Below are 16,235 nucleotides of genomic sequence, written 5' to 3'. Positions count from 1 at the left end.
TTCAGGTCCTTCTGGTGAAGGGCGATGCGAAAGCCGGGCGCGAAGCCGCGGGTGATCATGCGCTCGCCATGCACCTCCAGGATGCGGCTGGCCGCGAAGCCGCCCATCAGCGCCTGCCGGACCTTGGCCGGATCGGCGCCGGCCTTGCTGGCGAAGACCAGCGCCTCGGCCACGGCGGCGATGTTGAGCGCCACGATGATCTGGTTGGCGACCTTGGTGATCTGGCCCGCGCCCACGTCGCCCACGCGGGTGACGTTCCTGCCCATGGTGTGCAGCAGCGGCCGCACGCCTTCGAATGCCGCCTCGTCGCCGCCGCACATGATCGTGAGGCTGGCCGCCCTGGCGCCGACCTCGCCGCCGGAGACGGGTGCATCCACGTAAGCGGCGCCCAGGGCCGCGATGCGTCGGGCGAAGTCCTGGGTGGCGATGGGGTCGATGGAGCTGCAGTCGACCACCGTCTTGCCCGTGCGGCCGCTGCCATCGCGGGTTGCGTCGGCCAGGCCCTCGGCCACGCCGTGCGCGCCGAACAGCACCTTCTCGACGTCGGGCGTGTCCGGCACCATGAGGAAGACGACCTCCGCATGGCGCGTGACCTCGGCGGCGCTGGTGCAGACCTCGGCCCGGCCGGAGAGAGCGGCCGGCACCTGGCCGCGGGTGTGGACGAAGAGCGTGTAGCCGGCAGCGGCGAGGTGGCCGGCCATGGGCGTGCCCATGATGCCCAGGCCGATGAAGCCAATGCGGCGCGGTGCGGTGGGGGCGCTGCGGGCGCCGGTGCTGGTGTCGGTCGAGGTATGGGCGTTCATGAGGGTCGTCTCCTTCGAAGTGCTTGCGCGATCCGTGCGGCTCAGGCGGTCAGTGCGCTGATCCAGTCCAGCCCTTCCTGCGTGCCGGCGCGGGGCTTGTACTCGCAGCCGATCCAGCCGTCGTAACCCAGCGCATCGATGTGCTGGAACAGCCAGTGGTAGTTGATCTCGCCCGTGCCCGGCTCGCCGCGGCCTGGGTTGTCGGCCACCTGGATGTGGCCGATGCGGCCCAGGTGCAGGTTGAGGGTGTTGGCCAGTTCGCCTTCCATGCGCTGGGCGTGGTAGACGTCGTACTGGATGCGCAGGTTGGCTTCGCCCACCTGGTCGAGCAGGGCGAGCGCCTGGTCGGTGCGGGTGAGAGCGAAGCCGGGAATGTCGAAGTGGTTGATGGGCTCGACCAGCAGCCGCAGCCCGGCGGTGTCGAGTGCGCGGGCGGCGAAGCGAAGGTTGTCAATCAGCACGGGCTGCACGTCGGCAAGCGTCGCTCCTTGAGGCAGCTTGCCCACCAGGCAGTTCAGCTGCGGGCAGCCCAGCGTCTTCGCATAGCCGATGGCGCGACCCACACCGTCGCGGAACTCGGCCACACGGTCCGGGTGGCAGGCGATGCCGCGCTCGCCCGCCGCCCAGTCGCCGGCCGGCAGGTTGTGCAGCACCTGCACGAGGCCGTGGGCGCGCAGGGCCTCGGCCAGTTCGCGGGCCTCGAAGTCGTAGGGGAAGAGGTATTCCACCCCTTCGAAGCCGGCGCGGGAGGCGGCCTCGAAGCGCTGCAGGAAGGGCAGCTCGGTGAACAGCATCGTGAGGTTGGCGGCAAAGCGGGGCATGGCGGTCTCTTGCTTTTGGGGAGGGGCGTTGCTCAATCGAGCATGGCGGCGGCGATGGCCGTCGGTGCGTCGGCCAGGCCGTCGGCCAGCGGCTCGAACTCGCGGATGGCGTCGATCTCGGTGCCCATGGCGATGTTGGTCACGCGCTCCAGCATCACCTCGATCACCACCGGCACGCGGTGCTCGGCCATCAGCGCTTCGGCCTGGTCGAGCGCGGGCTGCATCTCCTCGGGCCGCTGCACGCGGATGGCCTTGCAGCCCAGGCCTTCGACCACCTTCTTGTGGTCCACGCCGTAGTGCCGCTCGATGCCGGCATTGGGCGCGGCATTGATGTTCTCGAAGCCCAGCTGCACGCAGTAGTCCATGTCGAAGCCACGCTGCGCCTGGCGGATCAGGCCCAGGTAGCTGTTGTTGACCACGATGTGGATGTACGGAAGCTTGAACTGCGCACCCACCGCCAGCTCCTCGACCATGAACTGGAAGTCGTAGTCGCCCGACAGCGCCACCACGCGGCGCGACGGATCGGCGGCGCGCACGCCCAGCGCGGCCGGCACCGTCCAGCCCAGGGGGCCGGCCTGGCCGCAGTTGATCCAGTGCCGCGGCTTGTAGACATGCAGGAACTGCGCGGCCGCGATCTGCGACAGGCCGATGGTGCTCACGTAGCAGGTCTCGCGGTCGAAGTGCCGGTTCATGCACTGGTAGACGCGCTGCGGCTTCATCGGCACCTCGGTGAAGTCGGTCTTGCGCAGCATCGTGCGCTTGCGTTCGCGGCATTCGGCGGCCCAGGCGCTGCGGTCGGGCAGGCGACCTTCGGCCTTCATGGCTTCGGCCACTTCGACGAACAGGGCCAGCGCCGCGCCCGCGTCCGAGACGATGCCGAAGTCGGGCATGAACACGCGGCCGATCTGCGTGGGCTCGATGTCCACATGCACGAAGGTGCGGCCGTGGGTGTAGACGTCCACCGAGCCGGTGTGCCGGTTGGCCCAGCGGTTGCCGATGCCCAGCACGAAGTCGCTGGCCAGCAGCGTGGCGTTGCCGTAGCGGTGGCTGGTCTGCAGGCCGCACATGCCGGCCATCAGCGGATGGTCGTCGGGGATGCTGCCCCAGCCCATCAGCGTGGGGATGACGGGCACGCCGGTCAGCTCGGCCAGGCGCACCAGCAGCGCACTGGCGTCGGCGTTGATGACGCCACCGCCGGCCACGATCAACGGCCGCTCGGCCGCATTGAGCATGGCCAGCGCCTTCTCGATCTGCGCCCGCGTGGCCGCCGGCTTGTAGGCGGGCAGCGGCGCATAGGTGTCGATGTCGAATTCGATCTCGGTCATCTGCACGTCGAAGGGCAGGTCGATCAGCACCGGCCCGGGCCGGCCCGAGCGCATCAGGTGGAAGGCCTGCTGGAAGACCTGCGGCACCTGTGCCGGCTCGCGCACGGTGACGGCCCATTTGGTCACCGGCTTGGCGATGGACTCGATGTCCACGGCCTGGAAGTCTTCCTTGTAGAGCCGGGCCCGCGGCGCCTGGCCGGTGATGCACAGGATGGGAATGGAATCGGCCGACGCCGAATAGAGCCCCGTGATCATGTCGGTGCCCGCCGGGCCCGAGGTGCCGATGCACACGCCGATGTTCCCAGCCACGGCGCGGGTGTAGCCCTCGGCCATGTGCGACGCGCCTTCCACATGCCGCGCCAGGATGTGGCCGATGCCGCCATGGGCGCGCAACGCGGCATACAGGGGATTGATGGCGGCTCCGGGCACACCGAAGGCCTGCGTGATGCCCTCGCGTTCCATCACCAGCACGGCGGCCTGGGCCGCGGTCATTCTTGCCATGAGTCGTCTCCTCGTTCGATGGACCGCACTCTAGGAAGGGCGGGGCGAACGCAGAAGACGCGGGCGGGCGATAAGCGCTATTCCGCCAGCGAATGGCGCGGCAGGCGCGGGCGAAGAAAAGCCGCGCGGGCGCAGGGCCGGCGCGGCTGTGGAAGGGCGCGGCGCGCCGGAGGGTCAGCCCGTGTTGCGCAGCCCCGCTGCCACCCCGTTGATCGACAGGTGAATGCCGCGCTGCAGCCGCTCGCTGCCGTCGCCGCCGCGAAAGCGCCGCATCAGCTCGACCTGCAGGTGGTGCAGCGGGTCGATGTAGGGGAAGCGGTGGCGCACCGAGCGCTGCAGCTCGGCATTGCCCTCCAGCCGCTGCTTCGCGCCGGTGATGAGCGTGAGCGCATCGGAGGTGCGGCGCCATTCGGCCTCGATCATCGAGAACACCTTCTGGCGCAGCTTGCGCTCGCCGACCAGCTCGGCATAGCGCGCGGCCAGCTGCAGGTCGCTCTTGGCCAGCACCATGTCCATGTTGGACAGCAGGGTGCGGAAGAAGGGCCACTGGGCATACATCTTCTGCAGCAGCGCCTCGCGCTCTTTGCGCGCTGCAGGGTTCTGGGCCTCGCCCAAGAAGGCCTGGACCGCGCTGCCGAAGCCGTACCAGCCGTTGATGGTGAGCCGGCACTGGCCCCAGCTGAAGCTCCAGGGCACGGCGCGCAAATCTTCGATGTTGCGCTTGGGATTGCGCGAGGCGGGGCGCGAGCCGATGTTGAGTTCGGCGATCTCCCTAATGGGCGTGGAGCCGAAGAAGTAGTCGACGAAGCCGGGCGTCTCGTAGACCAGCGCGCGGTAGGCGTCCATGCTGGCCTGCGAGATGGTCGCGGCGGCATTGATGAAGGCCGTGGGCGCGGACTTGGTCGAGCCCAGGAATGTGGCCTCCAGCGTGGCCGCGACCAGCGTCTCCAGGTTGCGCCGGCCGATCTCGCGGTTGGCGTACTTGGAGCCGATCACCTCGCCCTGTTCGGTCAGGCGCAGCTGCCCGCGCACGGTGCCGGGCGGTTGCGCCAGGATGGCCTGGTAGCTGGGGCCGCCGCCGCGGCCGACGGTGCCGCCGCGGCCGTGGAACATGCGCAGCCGGATGCCGTCCTTCTGGCCTTCGTTCATCTCGTCGAACAGCTTCACCAGCGCCATGCCGGCGCGGTACAGCTCCCAGTTGCTGGTGAAGATGCCGCCGTCCTTGTTGCTGTCGCTGTAGCCCAGCATGATGTCCTGCTCGCCGCCCGAGCGCTGGATCATGGCGCGCACGCCGGGCAGCTCGTACACGGCCCGCACGATGGGCGCGGCATTGCGCAGGTCGGCGATGGTCTCGAACAGCGGCACGACGATCAGGTCGCACACCGCGTCCTCCTGCAGCGTGCCGCGCAGCAGGCCCACTTCCTTCTGCAGCACCATGGCCTCGAGCAGGTCGCTCACGGTCTCGGTGTGGCTGATGATGTAGTGGCGGATGGCGGCGCGGCCGTAACGGCGGTGCGATTCCAGCGCCTGCTGGAAGATCGCAACCTCGCTCACCGTCAGCGGCTGGTAGCTGGCGCCGGGCACGCGCAGCGGCCGGGCGTCGTTCAGCAGCTTGAGCAGCAGTGTCTGCTTGTCCTCTTCGGCCAGCTCGGCGTAGGCCGGTTCGATGCGGGCCACCTTCAGCAGGTCGGCGATCACGGCCTCGTGCTTGTCGGAGCTCTGGCGCAGGTCCACCGTGGCCAGGTGGAAGCCGAAGACCTCCACCGCACGCATCAGCGGACGCAGGCGCTGGTCGAGCAGCACGCCGCCGTGCTTGTCGACCAGCGATTCCTCGATGGTGCGCAGGTCGGCCAGGAACTCTTCGGCGGACTTGTAGGGGTTCTGAGGCGCCACCGCATGGCGCGCGGCCACGCCGCCGGTCAGGTCGCGCAGCGTCGCGGCCAGGCGGGCATAGATGCCGGTGAGCGCGCGGCGGTAGGGCTCGTCGTGGCGGTGTTCGTTGGGGTCGGGCGAGGCCTCGGCCAGGGCCTGCATCTCCACCGTCACATCGACCAGCGTGGCGGACATCGACAGCTCACCGCCCAGGTAATGCACCTCGGTCAGGTAGTGGCGCAGCGCCAGTTCGCACTGGCGGCGCAGGGCGTATTCGAGCGTCTCGGCCGTGACGTTGGGGTTGCCGTCGCGGTCGCCGCCGATCCACTGGCCCATGCGGAAGAAGGAGGCGATGTGCTCCGCGCCCAGCGCCTTTTCCAGCGTGGCGTAGACCTTGGGGATCTCGCGCAGGAAGGTGGCTTCGTAATAGGAGAGCGCGTTCTCGATCTCGTCGGCCACGGTGAGCTTGGTGAAGCGCAGCAGGCGCGTCTGCCACAGCTGCACGACGCGGGTGCGCAGCAGGGCCTCGTTCTCTTCCAGCTCGCGCGGCGTGAGCGTGTCCTTGTGGCCGGCGAACAGGACCTGGCGCTGCCGGATCTCGTCGCGGGCCGTCAGCAGCTGGGCGATGCCGCGCTCGGCATCGAGAATGGACTTGCGCTGCACCTCGGTCGGGTGGGCGGTGAGCACCGGCGACAGGTAGCTGTGCGCCAGCGTGCCCACCACCTCGGCGGCCGAGACGCCGGCCTTGCGGATGCGGGCCAGGGCCACGTCCAGGCTGCCGTCGATGGCCTCGCCCGAGCGTTCGGCCTCGGTGCGGCGGCGGATCAGGTGGCGGTCCTCGGCCAGGTTGGCCAGGTGGCTGAAGTAGGTGAAGGCGCGGATCACCTGCACCGTCTGCGCCGCCGAGAGGCCCTTGAGCAGCTGCTTGAGCGCCCGGTCGGCCGAATGGTCCGCATCGCGGCGGAAGGCCACCGACAGCGTGCGCACCTTCTCGACCAGTTCGAAGCTGTCCTTGCCTTCCTGCTCGCGGATGACGTCGCCCAGGATGCGGCCCAGCAGCCGGATGTCCTCGATCAACGGGGCGTCGTCCGTGCCTTTGCGCAGTGACGGGGTGGCGGAGTCGCCGGGCTTCTTCGTGCTTTTCGTCCGGGGGGCGGGCGGCATGCAGGACTCTCCTCTTCGCAATGGTTGTGGTGTGCGCCATCAGTCGTTGCTGCGGCGCAACATGCTAGCATCCAAGACCCAGCAAACCCACGCGGAGACCGCTCTGTGAGCCACATCGTGATCGCCACGCGCGAAAGTCGTCTCGCCCTCTGGCAGGCCGAGCATGTGCGGGACCTGCTGCAAGAACAGGGCCACACGGTCGAACTGCTGGGCATGACCACCCGCGGCGACCAGATCCTGGATCGCACGCTCAGCAAGGTCGGCGGCAAGGGCCTGTTCGTCAAGGAACTGGAACTCGCACTGGAAGAGGGCCGCGCCGACATCGCCGTCCATTCGCTCAAGGACGTGCCGATGGAGCTGCCCGAAGGCTTCGAACTCGCGGCCGTGCTGGAGCGCGAGGATGCGCGCGATGCCTTCGTCTCCCCCAACCATGCGCGGCTGGAAGACCTGCCCGAGGGCGCCGTCGTCGGCACCTCCAGCCTGCGGCGCACGGTGCTGCTGCGCGCCCTGCGGCCCGACCTGCGCATCGAGCCGCTGCGCGGCAACCTCGACACCCGGCTGCGTAAGCTGGACGAAGGGCACTATGCCGCGATCGTGCTGGCCGCCGCCGGGCTGATGCGGCTGGGCCTGGCGTCGCGCATCCGCACCGTCTTCGAGCCCGAACAGATGTTGCCGGCCGCCGGGCAGGGGGCGCTGGGCATCGAGATCCGTGCCGACCGGCCCGACCTGCGCGAGGCCCTGGCTCCGCTGGTCGACATGACGACCTGGCGCCGTGTGGCGGCCGAGCGCGCAGTGAGCCGGGCCATGGGCGGCAGCTGCTCCATGCCGCTGGCCGCCTTCGTGCAGGACCTCGGCGACGGGCACCTGCATGTGCGTGCCGCCTGGGGCGATGCCGAGCAGGCCGGCGCGCTGGTGCGGGCCGAGCTGACCGATGTCGCCACCGACCTCGTTGCGGCCGAGGCCCTGGGCACCGAGGCGGCGCGGCGTCTGCAGGCCGGTGGTGCCCGGCTCGGCTGAGCGGCACTGGCACCTGCGGCCCGAGCGCTTTCCTGCCCTGCCATGACTGCGGCGCCGTCGCTGATCGTCACGCGGCCCGAGCCCGAGGCCACGCGCTGGACCGAGGCGCTGCGCGCGCGGGGCATCGATGCACACGCCTTGCCGCTGATCGAGATCGCGCCGCTCGCCGGTGCCATCGCCTGGCCTGTGGGCACGCCGCCGCAGGCCTTGATGTTCGTGAGCGCCGCCGCCGTGCGGCACTTCTACACCGCCCGGCCGCCAGAGGCCGTCGACGCCTGCCGTTGCTGGGCCACCGGCCCCGGCACGGCCCGCGCGCTGGCCGAAGCCGGTGTGGATGCGACCCGCATCGACCAGCCGCCTGCCGAAGGCCCCTTCGACTCGGAATCGCTGTGGGCCCGTGTCCATGACCAGGTCGGGCCGGGCGCCTGCGTCTGGCTGGTTCGCGGTGCCGATGCTCAGGGCCGCGCCGCGGGTCGTGACTGGCTCTCGCGCCAGATCGAGGCTGCAGGGGGCGTGGCCGTGCAACTGCCCGTCTATCGTCGGCTGGCGCCCGCGCTCGGCGACGCGGGTGCCCGGATCGTGCAGGCCGGCATCGAGGGCGGGGCGACCTGGCTGTTCAGCAGCTCGGAGGCGGTGGGCAACCTGCGCGGCCTGGTTCCCCAGGCCGACTGGTCGAGAGCCGCGGCCCTGGCGACGCACGAGCGCATCGCCCAGGCCGCGCGCGATGTCGGCTTCGGCCTTGTCCGCGTGGTGTCGCCTGACCTGAACGCCGTGGCCGCGTCGATAGAATTCCCGCGATGAGCGCACCCCCCGCGACCGACGACACCGTCACCGATCCCGTCGCGCGACCCCTGGCCCCCGTTTCCCCGCCTTCCGTGCCCGCCCCCGGCGCCGTGCTGGTGGTGCGGCTGGCCTTTGGCGCCATCACCCTCGCGGCGCTGGTCGCCATCGTCATGGCCGCCATGCTGTGGCAGAAGGTGGGCGGCATGCAGGAGCAGCTGGCACGCCAGAGCGCCGATGCCACGCGCCAGGCCACCGAGGCCCGTACCCTGGCCCGCGAGGCGCAGGAGACCGTACGCGCCGCCGATGCCCGCGTGGCGCTGCTCGAAACCCGCCTGGTCGAGGTCAGCCTTCAGCGCGCACAGGTCGAAGAGGCGCTGCAGAGCCTATCCCGCTCGCGCGACGAAAGCCTGCTGGTGGACATCGACGCCGCCCTGCGGCTGGCACTGGAACAGGCCCAGGCCACCGGCAACGTGCAGCCGCTGCTGGCCGCCCTCAAGGCCAGCGACCAGCGCATCGTGCGCGCAAGCCAGCCCCGGCTGCAGCCCGTGCAGCGCGCCATCCAGCGCGATGCCGACCGCATCCGCGCCACGGCCAGTGGCGACGGTGGCGAGGCCCTGTCGCGCCTCGACGACCTGCTCAAGGGCGTGGACGAACTGCCCGTCATGAACGCGCTGGCGCCGCGCGGCAACCGCGCCGCGAGCGACGGCTGGGCCAACGAGGCCGTGCCCGCCGACGCGCCCTGGTGGCAGCGCATCCTGCTGGCCGTGCGCAACGAGGTGCGCTCGCTGATCCGCGTCTCGCGCATCGACCGGCCCGAATCGGTGCTGCTCGCCCCCGACCAGACCTACTTCCTGCGCGAGAACCTCAAGCTCAAGCTGCTGAGCGCCCGGCTGGCCCTGCTGGCCGGCCAGGTGGCGCCGGCACGGGCCGAGCTGGCTGGCGTGACGGCCTCGCTCAACCGCTACTTCGACCCCGCCTCGCGCCGCGTGCAGGCCGCGGCCACGCAGCTGCAGCAGGTGCAGGCGCTGGTGCGCGCCGCCGAGCCGCCGCGCATCGACGACACCCTCACGGCCCTGGCCGCCGTGTCCGCGGGGCGCTGAGGTCATGCGCGCGGCCGTCTGGCTCCTGGTGCTCTTCGCGGTCGCGGCCGCGGTGGCGCTGTTCGCGGGCAACAACCAGGGCATCGTCACCGTCTTCTGGCCACCCACGCGGGTGGACCTGTCGCTCAACTTTGCGCTGCTGCTGCTGATCCTGGTGTTCATGCTGCTGTATGGCGCGTTGCGCGCGCTGCAGGCGCTGTTCTCGCTGCCCGTGCAGGCGCGCCAGTGGCGGTTGCAGCAGAAGGAGCGCAATCTGCACGCGGCCCTGCTGGACTCGGTCGTCCAACTGCTGGCCGGCCGCTTCACCCGCGCGCGCAAGTCGGCGCTGGCGGCGCTGGCGCAGGAGCATGTGCTGGCCGGGCTCGACGCCCGGCTGCCCCAGTCGCAGCAGGTGCGGGTGTTGGCGCACCTGATGGCCGCCGAGAGCGCCCAGGCGCTGCAGGACCGTGCGGCGCGCGACGCCCATCTGCAGCATGCCCTGAACGAGGGCCGCGACCGCGGAGGCATGTCCGCCGAGACACGCGACGGCGTGCAGTTGCGCTCGGCCCGCTGGGCCCTGGAAGACCGCAATGCCGTGGCCGCGCTGGACCGCCTGGCCGAACTGCCGCAGGGCGTGCAGCGTCGCACGCTGGCACTGCGACTGCGGCTGAAGGCCACGCGTCTGTCGGCCCGCACGCAGGACGCGCTGGACACCGCGCGCCTGCTGGCCAAGCACCGGGCCTTCTCGGAAGACGGCGCGCGCAGCATCCTGCGCGGGCTGGCGCTGGAGCTCATCGGACAGGCGCACGACCCGGCCCAGCTGATGCGCGCCTGGAACGAACTGGACGCGGCCGAGCGCGCCATTCCCGAGGTGGCCATTCAGGCCGCCCAGCGCATGGTGGTGCTGCGGGGCGACCTTGCGATGGCGCGGGCCTGGCTGCTGCCGGTGTGGGAGCGCTCGCTGGCGCAGCCGGACGCGCTCAGCGACAGCCAGCGTGCCAAGCTCGTGCGTGCGCTGGAGGCGGGGCTCGACACGGTCGATCCCGAATGGCTGGCCCGCATCGAAGGCGCCCAGCGCGCCCAGCCGCGCGATGCGCACCTGCAGTACCTGGCCGGCATGGCCTGCATGAAGCGCCAGCTCTGGGGCAAGGCGCAGCAGCTGCTGACGCAGGCCGGCCTGGGCCAGCAGGACGCGGAACTGCATCGCCGCGCCTGGGTGGCCGTTGCCCAGCTCGCCGAGCAGCGCGAGGATGCCGAGCAGGCCCTGATGGCCTGGAAGCGGGCCGCGCAGGGCGGCTGAAAGGCCAAGGCGCGCCCGAGGACGGGCCGGTGTCTTCGGACCGGCGGTGTTGTTCGGGCTCGGGTCCGGCATCTCCCGATGACCGGCCAACTCCCATGCAAAAGGCCCGTGGTTTGCGCCACGGGCCTTTTGCTTCGCCGCAACCTGCAAGACGGGTCGGGCCTGGGCTGCCGGCCCGCCGCAGCGGGTCCGGCATGTTCCTTTCGATCAGGACACGGTTGTTGCCGGCTGGCTGCCGAGGTCGGCCGCCTTCTCGAAGGGCAGCGTGATGGCGCCCAGGTCGCGACGGGTCTCGACCAGCACCAGCGGGCCTTCGTCCAGCACCACCACCGGCGGCCGCTCGCGCGGCACATGGACCGGCTTGGGTTCGGCTGCGATGGCCGCCCGCACTTCGGCGATGCGGTCGGGGTTGGAGTTCACCCATTCGAGGCCGGCACCCTGGGCCACGGCGGCCAGCTCGTCCGCCGGCAGGGCGAAGGCGGTCACACGGGGCAGTGCGCCGCGGCCCGGTGCGGCCGCAGCCGGTGCGGGCGCCGGCACGGGCGCGATGGCCACCGGTGCAGCGGCGACGGCAGGCTCGGTCGCCGGTTCGGCGACCGGCGCGGCAGCGGTCAGGCCCGGCTCGACGGCGGATGTCAGCGGCGCGTCGGCGGGTACCGCCTCCTCGCGGCCCGCCTCGCCGGCCTCACGCTCGCGCGAGGCGCGGTCGCGGCGATCGCGGCCATAGCGGTCGCGGGAGCGGCGGCGCTCCTCGCCTTCGCGGCGCGGCGCCTGGTCGTCGCCCACTGCGGCGTCGGCCGCCTCGGCAACGGCGGCCGTCTCGGCCGGCGTCTGGTACAGGGCTTCGGCCTCGGTCACTGCGGCCGGCAGGGCGTCGACTGGGCGCCGCTCGCGGCGGCCCTCACGCGGCGCCTGGTCGCCGCCACGCGGTGCGTCTTCGCCCTCGGCAGCGGCGCCTTCGCGCGCCATGCCGTCGTCGCGGCGGCGTTCGCCCCGCTCGCCGTTGCGTTCGCCGCGTTCACGGCGTTCGCCCTGGCGGCCGTTGCGTTCGCCACGCTCGCCGCGTTCACGGCGCTCCGCGGGCGCATCGCTGCCCTCGACCGGCGCCTGCAGGGCTTCGACCGGCATGGCGTCCCGGCGCTCGCCGCGGCCATTGCGGCGTTCGCGTTCGCCGCCTTCGCGGGGCGCCCGGCCTTCGCGGCCCGCGGTGTCGCCGTTGCGGGCTTCACGCGGCTCGCGGCCCTCGCGGGCGTCACGGCCTTCGCGCGGCTCGCGCCGGCCTTCGCCGTTCAGTGCCTCGCGGCGTTCACCGCGGCCTTCACCCCGCTCGCCGCGGCCTTCGCGGTTGCCACGGCCTTCACCGCGACCTTCGCCACCACGACCTTCACCGCGGCCGTTGCGACCTCCGCGTTCGCTGCGGCGATTGCCGCCGCCTGGGCGTGCCGTTTCTTCCGCGGCCGGTGCCGGTGCCGGTGCAGGGGCCGGGGCGGCGATGGGCGCCGGCGCCGGCGTGGCGCCGAACAGGCCCTTGAGCCAGCCGAAGAAGCCGCGTTCGGCCGGTGCGGGCGCAGCCGGCGCCGGTGCGACCACAGGTGCGGCGGCGACGGGCGCCGGCGCCGCGGGCTTTTCCTCGCGCGCGGGCACGACAGGCGCCGGCGCATCCGGCAGCACGCCCTTGATGACGGGGCTCTGGCGGTTGGTCGGCTCCTGCGAACGGCGCGTGATGCGCGTCGGGTCCTCGACCTCGTCGGCCATGGTGTAGCTGGCACGCAGCTGATCCAGGCGCGGGTCGTCGTGCTTCATGCGCTCCAGCTTGTAGTTGGGCGTCTCCAGCGTCTTGTTCGGGATCATCAGCACGTTCACGCGCTGCTTGAGCTCGATCTTGGCGATCTCGGTGCGCTTCTCGTTCAGCAGGAAGGAGGCGACCTCCACCGGCACCTGCACATGCACGGCGGCGGTGTTGTCCTTCATGGACTCTTCCTGAATGATGCGCAGGATCTGCAGCGCGCTCGACTCGGTGTCGCGGATGTGGCCGGAGCCGCCGCAGCGCGGGCAGGGGATCGAGGAGCCTTCGGACAGCGCCGGCTTCAGGCGCTGGCGGCTCATCTCCATCAGGCCGAATTTGCTGATGGTGCCGAACTGCACGCGGGCGCGGTCCTGGCGCAGCGCGTCGCGCAGGCGGTTTTCGACCTCGCGGCGGTTCTTCGACTCGTCCATGTCGATGAAGTCGATGACGATCAGGCCGCCCAGGTCGCGCAGGCGCATCTGGCGGGCCACTTCGTCGGCGGCTTCGAGGTTGGTGCGGGTTGCCGTTTCCTCGATGTCCCCGCCCTTGATGGCGCGGGCCGAGTTGACGTCGATGGACACCAGCGCTTCGGTGTGGTCGATCACGATGGCGCCGCCCGAGGGCAGTTGCACGGTGCGGGCATAGGCCGACTCGATCTGGTGCTCGATCTGGAAGCGGCTGAACAGCGCGGCATCGTCGCGGTAGCGCTTCACGCGGGCGGCATGCTCGGGCATGACGTGCGCCATGAACTGCTGCGCCTGCTCGTAGATGTCGTCGGTGTCGATGAGGATGTCGCCGATGTCGTGATTGAAGTAGTCACGGATGGCGCGGATGACGAGCGAAGACTCCTGGTAGATCAGGAAGGCGCCCTTGCCGCCCTTGGCGGCACCGTCGATGGCGGTCCACAGCTTGAGCAGGTAGTTCAGGTCCCACTGCAACTCGGGCGCGGTGCGGCCGATGCCGGCGGTGCGCGCGATGATGGACATGCCCTTGGGGTACTCGAGCTGGTCCATCGCCTCCTTGAGCTCGGCGCGGTCCTCGCCCTCGATGCGCCGGCTGACGCCGCCGCCGCGCGGGTTGTTGGGCATCAGCACCACGTAGCGGCCGGCCAGGCTGACGAAGGTGGTGAGGGCGGCGCCCTTGTTGCCACGCTCTTCCTTCTCGACCTGGACCAGCAGTTCCTGGCCCTCGCGGATCGCATCCTGGATGCGCGCCTGGCTGGCGGAGACGCCTTCGGCGAAGTACTGCTTGGAGATTTCCTTGAAAGGCAGGAAGCCGTGGCGGTCTTCCCCGTAGTCGACGAAGCAGGCCTCCAGGCTGGGCTCGACGCGGGTGACGACGGCCTTGTAGATGTTGCCCTTGCGCTGCTCGCGCCCTTCGATCTCGATTTCGTAGTCGAGCAGCTTCTGCCCGTCCACGATCGCCAGGCGGCGTTCTTCGGCCTGCGTGGCGTTGATCAGCATCCGTTTCATGGGAGTGCGTGTCCTTGTTCGTGTGTGTCTTCACTGGCCCGGAAGGGGCCCACGATGCGCGGACGACGCGGCGAAACGACGGGACAGCGCCGTTCTCCTTTCCGCAGGTGTGCAGGCGGCACGCAGCCACCGGCCGGGCATCAGCCCGCAGGACGCAGCAGGGGAGGGGGCGCGAGGATGGGCGCGAGACCGATCTGCCGCCGGCCGGACATCTTGGGGACGTCGGGTGGCTGGGCAGGCACCGAGGTGGCGGGCGCTGGATGCATGGGCGCTGCCACCGGCATCAGCCAGCGCAGGCACATACGGAGCAGCCACATCAGCAGCACAAGGGGGTCTCGCATCGATCCGCCGTCCGGCGCCCGTCTCTGAAAGAACAGGCCGCCGGCCGGCAAGGGGGGAATCCGTCTCGGGGTTTCGTCGGCGTCGGCTCGCCTTGCGCATCCGGCGCCGCCCGTGGCCTGGTGGGCGCGGGGCCGGCGATGGTGGACCACGCAAGTGGCATCGACCTCCAGCGCTTCCGGCGGGTGCTCTAAACTTCTCGTTCGAATAAGCACTGACCGAGCCGCGCTGGTGACAAATATTATAGGTCTTAAGCCCGGCCCCAAAGAGCGTCCGGCGCGGGCGCCGGCCCCCGAAGTCCGGTTGGTGACGGTGGACGCCGAGTCCGCCGGCCAGCGCCTGGACAACTTTCTTTTCCGTCACCTCAAAGGCGTGCCCAAGACGCATGTCTACCGCATCATCCGTTCGGGCGAGGTGCGGGTGAACAAGAGCCGCGTGCAGGCCGACTCCCGGGTGGAAGAGGGCGACGTGGTGCGCCTGCCGCCGGTTCGCGTGACGGCGGCCCCAGCGCCTTCCGCGCCAACCGCGCCGGCCCGCGATTTCGATCTGCTGATGGAAGACGAGGTACTCCTGGCCGTCAACAAGCCCGCTGGCACGGCCGTCCATGGCGGCAGCGGGGTGAGCTTCGGCGTGATCGAACAGCTGCGCGCCGCCCGGCCGACGGCGCGCTTCCTCGAGCTGGTGCACCGGCTGGACCGCGAGACCTCCGGCATCCTGCTGGTCGCCAAGCGGCGCAGCGCGCTCACGGCACTGCAGGCGCAGTTCCGCACCCGCGAAACGGGCAAGACCTACCTGGCCCTGGTGGACGGCGACTGGCCGGCCCGCCGCAAGGTGCTCGACGCTCCGCTCGCCCGCTATCTGCTGCCGCCCAAGGACGGCGCTGCCGAGGGCGAACGCCGCGTGAAGGTGGTGGACAAGGACCATCCCGACGCCATGCGCGCCCTCACGCTGGTGCGCGTGCTGGCGCGCCTGCAGCTCCCTGGCGACGACGCGCCGATGAGCCTGCTCGCGGTCACCATCAAGACCGGCCGCACCCACCAGATCCGCGTGCACCTGGCGCATGAGGGCCATCCCATCGCCGGCGACGACAAGTACGGCGACTTCGAGCGTCGCCGCACGCTGGCGCGGCTGGGCCTGCGCCGCATGTTCCTGCACGCCTGGCGGCTGCGCTTCCAGCACCCCGTCTCCGAGGCGCCCGTGGCGCTGCAGGCGGCGCTTCCCGACGAACTGGCGCAGTTGCTGCCGCCGCAGGCGCTCGTCGCCCTGACCGATCCCCATGACGAACACTGACACTTCTTCGGCCAGCCCCCGCTTCGACCTGATCGCCTTCGACTGGGACGGCACGCTGTACGACTCCACGGCGGTCATTGTGCGTTGCATCCAGGAGGCGGTGGTCGACGTCGGCGGTCGCCGGCCCAGCGACCAGGACGCAGCCTGGGTCATCGGCCTGGGTCTGGCCGAGGCGCTGGCCCGCGCCGCGCCAGACGTGCCGCCCGAGAAGTACCGCGAGCTGGGTGAGCGCTACCGCTTCCACTACCTGCGCCACCAGGATGACCTCGTGCTCTTCGATGGGGTGCTCCCGTTGCTCGACGCGCTGGCGGCGCGCGGCCACAAGCTGGCGGTGGCCACCGGCAAGTCGCGCCGGGGACTGGACCAGGCGCTTCATACCGTCGCGCTGCGCCATCGCTTCGATGCCTCGCGCACGGCCGACGAGACCTTCGGCAAGCCGCATCCGCGCATGCTGCTCGAGTTGATGGACGAACTGGACGTGACGCCCGAGCGCACGCTGATGATCGGCGACACCGTGCACGACCTGCAGTTGGCACGCAATGCCGGCTGCGCCAGCGTGGGCGTGGGCTATGGCGCCCATTCGACCGAGGGCTTCGAGGTGCTGGGGCCGTTGCATGTGGCCCATTCGGTGGCGGAACTGACCGACTGGCTTCTGCGGCACGGCTGAGGCCGCCCCGCCCCTG

At 70.9% G+C, this 16,235-nt stretch carries 12 protein-coding genes; 6 read left to right on the top strand and 6 right to left on the bottom strand.

Going from position 1 to position 16,235, the window contains the following annotated elements; all coding sequences use genetic code 11:
- The 4 genes from DFR41_RS10180 to ppc all read right to left on the bottom strand — a co-directional run.
- The coding region (locus tag DFR41_RS10180) for an NAD(P)-binding domain-containing protein (RefSeq protein ID WP_244917725.1) at window positions 1-713 on the bottom strand (713 nt) is incomplete at its 3' end.
- Window positions 714-844: 131 nt separating this feature from the next.
- Window positions 845-1,624 (bottom strand): hydroxypyruvate isomerase, encoded by a 780-nt coding sequence (hyi, locus tag DFR41_RS10175; RefSeq protein WP_114802601.1) that lies wholly within the window; start codon window positions 1,622-1,624, stop codon window positions 845-847.
- Window positions 1,625-1,656: 32 nt separating this feature from the next.
- Complete coding sequence (gcl, locus tag DFR41_RS10170) at window positions 1,657-3,450, bottom strand: glyoxylate carboligase (protein ID WP_114802600.1); 1,794 nt, start codon at window positions 3,448-3,450, stop codon at window positions 1,657-1,659.
- A 174-nt stretch (window positions 3,451-3,624) separates the two neighbouring features.
- Window positions 3,625-6,486, bottom strand: coding sequence for a phosphoenolpyruvate carboxylase (gene ppc, locus DFR41_RS10165; RefSeq protein ID WP_114802599.1), 2,862 nt, complete (start codon window positions 6,484-6,486; stop codon window positions 3,625-3,627).
- 105 nt (window positions 6,487-6,591) lie between these two features.
- Here ppc and hemC point away from each other — a divergent pair, with 105 nt between their 5' ends.
- The 4 genes from hemC to DFR41_RS10145 are packed head-to-tail and all read left to right on the top strand — an operon-like array spanning window position 6,592 to window position 10,665.
- Window positions 6,592-7,503: a hydroxymethylbilane synthase gene (gene hemC / locus DFR41_RS10160; RefSeq protein WP_244917709.1), complete on the top strand. Its 912-nt coding sequence runs from the start codon at window positions 6,592-6,594 to the stop codon at window positions 7,501-7,503.
- Window positions 7,504-7,545: 42 nt separating this feature from the next.
- Window positions 7,546-8,304, top strand: coding sequence for a uroporphyrinogen-III synthase (locus tag DFR41_RS10155; protein ID WP_114802598.1), 759 nt, complete (start codon window positions 7,546-7,548; stop codon window positions 8,302-8,304).
- Entirely contained in the window at window positions 8,301-9,386 is a 1,086-nt protein-coding gene (locus DFR41_RS10150; protein ID WP_114802597.1) for a uroporphyrinogen-III C-methyltransferase, read from the top strand. Before DFR41_RS10155 ends, DFR41_RS10150 begins: the two co-directional genes overlap by 4 nt.
- A gap of 4 nt (window positions 9,387-9,390) precedes the next feature.
- On the top strand, window positions 9,391-10,665 hold the full coding sequence (locus DFR41_RS10145; RefSeq protein WP_017762398.1) for a heme biosynthesis protein HemY: 1,275 nt from the start codon (window positions 9,391-9,393) through the stop codon (window positions 10,663-10,665).
- A 207-nt stretch (window positions 10,666-10,872) separates the two neighbouring features.
- Here the strand turns inward: DFR41_RS10145 and DFR41_RS10140 are convergent, their stop codons facing one another.
- On the bottom strand, window positions 10,873-13,923 hold the full coding sequence (locus DFR41_RS10140; protein WP_114802596.1) for an Rne/Rng family ribonuclease: 3,051 nt from the start codon (window positions 13,921-13,923) through the stop codon (window positions 10,873-10,875).
- 140 nt (window positions 13,924-14,063) lie between these two features.
- Window positions 14,064-14,264, bottom strand: coding sequence for a hypothetical protein (locus DFR41_RS10135; RefSeq protein ID WP_147284333.1), 201 nt, complete (start codon window positions 14,262-14,264; stop codon window positions 14,064-14,066).
- A 229-nt stretch (window positions 14,265-14,493) separates the two neighbouring features.
- Between DFR41_RS10135 and DFR41_RS10130 the strand changes: the two genes are divergently transcribed.
- The gene (locus DFR41_RS10130; protein ID WP_114802595.1) at window positions 14,494-15,552 is read left to right on the top strand and encodes an RluA family pseudouridine synthase; all 1,059 of its coding nucleotides are present in this window, start codon (window positions 14,494-14,496) and stop codon (window positions 15,550-15,552) included.
- Complete coding sequence (locus tag DFR41_RS10125; protein WP_017760027.1) at window positions 15,539-16,219, top strand: HAD-IIIA family hydrolase; 681 nt, start codon at window positions 15,539-15,541, stop codon at window positions 16,217-16,219. Before DFR41_RS10130 ends, DFR41_RS10125 begins: the two co-directional genes overlap by 14 nt.
- Window positions 16,220-16,235: the final 16 nt, after the last annotated feature.

The sequence above is a fragment of the Pseudacidovorax intermedius genome, from assembly GCF_003350475.1.
Taxonomy (GTDB): domain Bacteria; phylum Pseudomonadota; class Gammaproteobacteria; order Burkholderiales; family Burkholderiaceae_C; genus Xenophilus; species Xenophilus intermedius.
This window is presented reverse-complemented; position numbering and strand designations above follow the sequence as displayed.